This is a genomic window from Sulfitobacter sp. HI0027 (assembly GCF_001634775.1).
In the GTDB taxonomy this organism is placed as follows: domain Bacteria; phylum Pseudomonadota; class Alphaproteobacteria; order Rhodobacterales; family Rhodobacteraceae; genus Sulfitobacter.
Genome location: NZ_LWER01000306.1, coordinates 1 through 4,941, shown reverse-complemented (window position 1 = coordinate 4,941; position 4,941 = coordinate 1). Strand labels below are relative to the sequence as shown.

General features: G+C 60.7%; 7 protein-coding genes and 1 pseudogene. 3 read left to right on the top strand and 5 right to left on the bottom strand.

The window, feature by feature from the left end; genetic code table 11:
• Together A3722_RS24885 and A3722_RS15810 are read right to left on the bottom strand one after the other, a co-directional pair.
• Window positions 1-142, bottom strand: a pseudogene (locus tag A3722_RS24885) (DMT family transporter); the annotation flags it as partial.
• A gap of 357 nt (window positions 143-499) precedes the next feature.
• Entirely contained in the window at window positions 500-1,906 is a 1,407-nt protein-coding gene (locus A3722_RS15810; RefSeq protein ID WP_067626546.1) for a diguanylate cyclase, read from the bottom strand.
• A gap of 97 nt (window positions 1,907-2,003) precedes the next feature.
• Between A3722_RS15810 and A3722_RS15805 the strand changes: the two genes are divergently transcribed.
• Window positions 2,004-2,288, top strand: a complete 285-nt coding sequence (locus A3722_RS15805) for a DUF3572 domain-containing protein (RefSeq protein ID WP_067626544.1) — start codon at window positions 2,004-2,006, stop codon at window positions 2,286-2,288.
• Window positions 2,279-2,974: an HAD family hydrolase gene (locus A3722_RS15800; RefSeq protein ID WP_067626543.1), complete on the top strand. Its 696-nt coding sequence runs from the start codon at window positions 2,279-2,281 to the stop codon at window positions 2,972-2,974. Before A3722_RS15805 ends, A3722_RS15800 begins: the two co-directional genes overlap by 10 nt.
• 7 nt (window positions 2,975-2,981) lie before the next feature.
• Here A3722_RS15800 and A3722_RS15795 read toward each other — a convergent pair whose 3' ends face one another.
• The 3 genes from A3722_RS15795 to A3722_RS24365 are packed head-to-tail and all read right to left on the bottom strand — an operon-like array spanning window position 2,982 to window position 4,350.
• Window positions 2,982-3,503, bottom strand: coding sequence for a DUF421 domain-containing protein (locus A3722_RS15795; RefSeq protein WP_067626542.1), 522 nt, complete (start codon window positions 3,501-3,503; stop codon window positions 2,982-2,984).
• Window positions 3,503-4,150 carry a DUF998 domain-containing protein gene (locus A3722_RS15790; protein ID WP_067626540.1) on the bottom strand — a complete coding sequence of 216 codons (648 nt, stop codon included), beginning with the start codon at window positions 4,148-4,150 and terminating at the stop codon, window positions 3,503-3,505. The genes A3722_RS15795 and A3722_RS15790 overlap by 1 nt, the downstream gene beginning before the upstream one ends.
• A gap of 53 nt (window positions 4,151-4,203) precedes the next feature.
• Window positions 4,204-4,350 (bottom strand): hypothetical protein, encoded by a 147-nt coding sequence (locus A3722_RS24365; protein WP_161487393.1) that lies wholly within the window; start codon window positions 4,348-4,350, stop codon window positions 4,204-4,206.
• A gap of 210 nt (window positions 4,351-4,560) precedes the next feature.
• Between A3722_RS24365 and A3722_RS15785 the strand changes: the two genes are divergently transcribed.
• On the top strand, window positions 4,561-4,941 hold a 381-nt coding region (locus A3722_RS15785; protein WP_067916291.1), incomplete at its 3' end, for a heme NO-binding domain-containing protein.

The window sequence follows — 4,941 nt, the reverse complement described above, 5'->3', positions numbered from 1 at the left end:
CCTGAAGGGCGAAGCGGAGCAGCACCACCTGTCCCAAGGGGACCGAAGCGCCCAGTAGCTTGGCCACCGCATCGCCCACGGGCGCTACGATGCAGAAGCCCATCATCAGGGCTATTCCGATAAGGGGCCGATCCTGTTGCATTGCGTTACGCTAAGGAAGGTTTGTGTTCAATGCAATCTTTGGTTGAGGCTGGCTCATTTATATCGCGTCCTTTTCGCAGAGGCAGAGGCAGAGGCAGAGGCAGAGGCAGAGGCAGAGGCAGAGGCAGAGGTCGGATGCGGGTGGAAGGTTGGCAAAGGACCGGCATCGAAGGGGACGTTGATTGCGATTGCCTGCTTACGAAGACCCGGCGGTGGTCAGTGGACTATGCAAACCTAACACCCTCAACAGGACTTTCACCTTGTCCTAAACGCAACCGGCGCCGCGAATGCGACTGACACTTGCCCGACAGAAGGGCGTCCGGCGCCTTTGGTCCTGGTTTCGTTCTGGGCCTCAGGTTCAAGCCGCGGGGCGGCTCAGGTTCACCCGGTTTCGACCGTGGGTTTTCGCAGCGTAGAGGGCCTGATCCGCCTGAGCCATCAACGCTTCCGAGGATAGCGGGCGGCCCTCTTCCTCCATCGGGCCGACGGAGAGACCGATGCTGATGGTCACATGTATCGGTAGGGGAGTGCTGGGAACGACGAAGCCGCGATTGCCGATATCGGCACAGACCGCCGCCGCCGTTTTTTCGGCATCCGCAAGGTTGGTCCCCGGCATGACGATAAGGAATTCCTCCCCGCCAATCCGCGCGACAAGGTCCATGCCGCGCAGATTGTTGCGCAGCCGTTCCGCCGTTTGCACCAGCACCGAATCCCCCGCAGCATGGCCATAGCGGTCGTTGATGCCTTTGAAATGATCCAGATCGGCGACCATTACCGAAAAGGGGCGGGCGGTTTCAAGGGCATGTTCCGCGATGTGATCCAGATGGGGCAGGGCATAGCGGCGATTGTGCAGCCCCGTCAGAGGGTCGAAAACGGCAGCCTTCAGCCCTGTGCGTACCGTATCGCGAAGTTGGTCCGTCATCCGTTTGCGCCGCAAGATCGCATGAAGACGCAGGGCCATTTCCGCGGGGTTGAAGCCTTCGGTCATCAGATCGTCTGCCCCCAGATCTAGGGCAGTGGCAGCAAGCGCCGCATCCGGGGCCAGTTGCACCACCAGCAGCCCGGTGTGGCGGGTCTGCGCATTGGCGCGTAGCGTCGAGATCAGGCGCAGAGCCGCCGTGGCAGGCACGGGATCTTGAGGCAGGACCAATACAAAGGCGTCTGGCGGCCCGTTTGCGGCGGCGGCGCGAATGGCCTCCTCCGGGTTGGCAAGGGTGAGGCGCGCGCGCAGTTGGGGGCGGAGGTGTTTGGCCCAATTCACGCTCATCGCGCTGACGGAATGGATAATTACACAGTGGCTGCGGGCTGTGAATTCCGCCGCGAATTCAGCCGCGGGTTCCGCCAACCCAAGCGCGCGTGACGTATCATCGCGCATTTCCCATTCGTCAGCCGCATTGCGGGCACGGATGAGGCTGCGCGCCCGGCCCAGCAATAGCGTGCAATCAAGCGGTTTGAGCAACACGTCGTTCGCCCCCGCTTCGAGCGCGGCGAACCTATCCACCGCCTGATCGGCGTTGCCGATGGCCAGCACCGGAAGCTGCGCGCTATCGCCGGAGGTCTTGAGCGCGTGGCATAGGTCCGCCGCCCCGCCACCCGGCAGGGTCAGGGCACAGATCACCAGATCCGGCGGGTTGTCCCGCACGCAGGTCAAAGCCTCTTCCATATTCTCTGCCTGCACGACGTGATAGTATGCCGCACAGAGCTTGACCTTGAGGGCGATCCGATTGGTTGCAATCGCATCTGCAATAAGGATGGTCCCTTGCACGACAGCTCCTTCACCGTACAAATCAGTTTGATGAGACTGTCTTTGCCCCTTAATGGTTAACAAAGGGTTTCCAACCTTCAGCAAAAGACGGTTTTCAATGTCCTATACCCAAGACTCCGCCGAAACCTTGGCGCTTCAGGCGCTGGGCTGGCTCGCGGCGAATGATGATCTATTGCCGGTGTTTCTGGGCAGCACGGGCGCGTCCGAAGCGGACCTAACGAAACAGGCCAGTGACCCTATTTTCCTAGGCGCTGTGCTGGATTTTCTGATGATGGATGATGCCTGGGTCATCGGGTTTTGCGACCATCTGTCGATACCCTATGAACGGATCATGCAAGCCCGCGCGGCGCTGCCCGGTGGGGAGCAGGTGCATTGGACTTAAGAAACGTTAAGGGTCTGCTCTTTGACAAGGACGGCACCCTTTTTGACTTTGCCGCGACTTGGGAACCTTGGGCCGAAGCCTTCTTGCTGCGGGTCTGTGATGGGGAGCGTGAAATGGCCGCGCGGATCGGCGCAGACATCGGCTTTGACCTTGCCACCCGCCGCTTTGCCCCTGACAGTATCGCCATCGCTGGCACGCCGCAGCAGGTGGTCGATGCCTTGGCCCCGCATTTCCCTGAACGGCGGCCTTCGGATCTTCTTGAGGCAATCAATGCTGAAGCGGCCCGCGCGCCGCAGCGCGAGGCGGTGCCGCTCAGACCGTTTTTGCAAGGGCTCCGCGACCGGGGTCTTCGGCTCGGCGTGGCGACGAACGATGCGGAACACCCTGCGCGGGCACATCTGCTGGCGGCGGGGGTGGTTGATATGTTCGACTTCATCGCAGGGTTCGACAGTGGGCACGGGGGCAAGCCATCTCCGGGGCAATTGCACGCCTTTGCGGCGCATGTGGGCCTGCCGGCCTCCTCCCTCGCGATGGTCGGCGATAGCATTCATGATCTGGAAGCCGCGCGCGTGGCGGGCATGGGGCGGATCGCGGTGTTGACCGGACCGGCCACAGCGGAAGAGCTTGCCCCGCACGCCGATCTGGTCTTGCCGGATATCGGCCATTTGCCGGGGCGCTTGATTTAAGGTCGGCTTAGTCCTTAATCACCCGCGCACCCTCGAGAATTTCCTGTTCGAGGGTATCGCCGTGCAGGACCGAGATATCGCCCGTGGTCTCCAACACAACGGCACGCACGTCTAAAAAGCGCAGCGCATTGGCCTCTCGCAGCTTGGCTATCAGGTCGGCACGCGCGACGCGGGTATCGCGCAGGGCTGCATCAAAGATCACACCGTCGCGCATCAGGATCACGGGCTCGTTCTGCACGACTTCCTCAAACCCGTCAGAGGCTTGCCGCAGCTTTGCAATGACGAATTGCGCACCGAGCAGGGCGGAAATGGCCAAGGTCGGCTGCGCAAACTCTGGCCAAGTGGTGGCCTGACAGGCCCCGGCAAGCAGCGAGCCCGTGGCGACCGTGGCGACGAAGTCAAAGGCTGTCATCTTTGAGAAAGTACGCAGCCCGATCACGCGGACCACAAAGACCACCCAAGTCAGCGCAATGGCAGAAAGCAAAAGCGCACGGGCGAGGATATCGAGCGGAACGTGGTCGAAGAACATCACCCGTGCCCCCCGTTCAATGCCTTGCCCCGCTGGATAAAGAACCGCCCCAAAAGCACCACCATCGCCATGGCAATCAGCCCCAGATAGCGCTCATAGATGCCGTCGATCCCGGTGGGCAGGAAGAAGAACGGCGGGGCGGAGACCAGCCACAGAAGCGAGATCACCTTGAGCGCCTTGGCAAGGAACGCAGAGATATCAGCGAAACCTTTCGACAGCAGCCAAGGCACGGCGAGCATAATCAGCCCAAGCGCGTAGACCAGATAGACATGGATCACCACGCCATCGGAATCGCGGTCCCCGTATTCGTTTCTTGCGCCGACCAGAAAAACGATGAGCCCCAGAAGGGCAAGGCCAATGGTGGCGATGCTCCACCACCGATCGCCAAAATGCACATGGGCACAAAGCAGGGCACAGGCAATTAGCGCGGAGGAGAAGGCATAGATGCCGATGTCGACGATAAATTCATACCGCCCCGCACCCAAATCGCTGATCGTGTCGGCAATCCAGTCATGATTCGGCACCACAAAATCCGCGATCAGGATCGAGACGGCGAATATCACACAGCCAAGGATGGCGACCCAGCCCAGACAAATCATAAACCCCGGCGCGCTGTGCTGCCGGGGGGCTGTGACGTCATTGCTCATATTTAGACACCCTTTTTTACTTGAGGTCTGACACCAAGGTCAGACCCAGACCCTCAGTCCGATAGCCGCGAGCGTTCTTCGGCGTTGGGGCTTCCTGCGGGGGCTTCGTCCAATGTGGCCTCGGGGCGGTGCAGGTCTTTTTGAGGTTTCTTGGGCGGTGTCTTGTCTTCGTCTTTCGGGTGTTTGGGATCATCGCTCATGGATATGCTCCTCACTGGCTGGGGGAAAGGCGGGGCGTCGCCTCTTCTCTCCATTACCGAACGCGCGGAATGTGGCGGCGGTTCCGGGTGCGATTCCGGGCTTGGCGTGGCCGGGTGGGCGACGCAATTTCCTGACAACTGTATTCATCAGGCCAATCTTAACCACTGCAACGGCAATCTGCTCTCGGGAAAAATGGGAATGAGGCAGTCATGCACGGGCTTATCAACCGCAGCATTCAGAACTACTTTTGTGCCAACTACGGGCAGAGACTTTGGGTCGAGGTGGCCTCTCGGGCCGGGTTGGACTTTACCGAATTCGAGGCGATGCTGACCTATTCGGATCACGTCACCCCGGCTGTCCTTGAGGCGGTCTGCGACGTGCTGGACCGACCCCGGGCCGAGGTGATGGAAGACGTCGGCACCTTTCTTGTGGCGCAACCGGGCTATGAGGCTGTGCGGCGTTTGCTGCGCTTTGGCGGGGTGAGCTTCAGTGACTTTTTGCAATCGCTCGACGATTTGCCGGACCGGACGCGCCTTGCCCTATCCGAACTGCATTTGCCTTGGGTCGAACTGCGCGAAGACCCCGATGGC

Bases quoted from the DNA above. Each gene is read 5' to 3' on its own strand.
- A3722_RS15805 (WP_067626544.1), top strand. From the start codon at position 2,004: ATGTCCTATACCCAAGACTCCGCCGAAACCTTGGCGCTTCAGGCGCTG.
- A3722_RS15795 (WP_067626542.1), bottom strand. From the start codon at position 3,503: ATGTTCTTCGACCACGTTCCGCTCGATATCCTCGCCCGTGCGCTTTTG.
- A3722_RS15790 (WP_067626540.1), bottom strand. From the start codon at position 4,150: ATGAGCAATGACGTCACAGCCCCCCGGCAGCACAGCGCGCCGGGGTTT.
- A3722_RS24365 (WP_161487393.1), bottom strand. From the start codon at position 4,350: ATGAGCGATGATCCCAAACACCCGAAAGACGAAGACAAGACACCGCCC.